At 68.2% G+C, this 490-nt stretch carries 1 protein-coding gene; it reads right to left on the bottom strand.

Annotation, left to right across the window (positions count from 1 at the left end):
* Positions 1-490 (bottom strand): DUF222 domain-containing protein (locus GOALK_RS22825; RefSeq protein ID WP_006361216.1); only part of this gene is annotated, 490 nt, incomplete at both ends.

Raw genomic sequence — 490 nt, forward strand, 5'->3', positions numbered from 1 at the left:
TGGGCGGTGCCGTCGGCGCGTTGCCGGTTGACCGACAGATTGCGTCGACGTTTGCGGTCGGTGTCGTCGGTCAGTGTGCCGTCGGGGTCGAGGTGGGCCAGCAGTCGTGCACCGAGGGCGGTGATGTCGGCGGGGGTGTGGTCGACGGCGATCTCGGCCATCTGTCGTTCGGCGGCGACCTTTACGTCGTGGTCGACGGCGTGTGGGATCTGGTCGAGGACGTCGAGTACTGCCCGGACGTGGGAGGTGCTGACCTTGCCGTCGGCCAATGCCTCTGCCAGAGCGGGGCGTTCGGGTTCGAGTGGTTCGCCGGTCGGGCTGAGGTGGGTGGCGGTCGCGTGGCGTTGTTTGGTGCGGCGCATGGGGTCGGCCACGCGTAGGCGGTGGGTCATGAACTGGGTGATGCTGCGGTGGCCGGTCTTGTGGGGTAGGTCGCGGTCGGCGATCTCGATGATCTGTCGGTCGCCGGCGAAAGTGAGTCGGGCGATGG

The organism is Gordonia alkanivorans NBRC 16433, from assembly GCF_000225505.1.
Lineage (GTDB): Bacteria > Actinomycetota > Actinomycetes > Mycobacteriales > Mycobacteriaceae > Gordonia > Gordonia alkanivorans.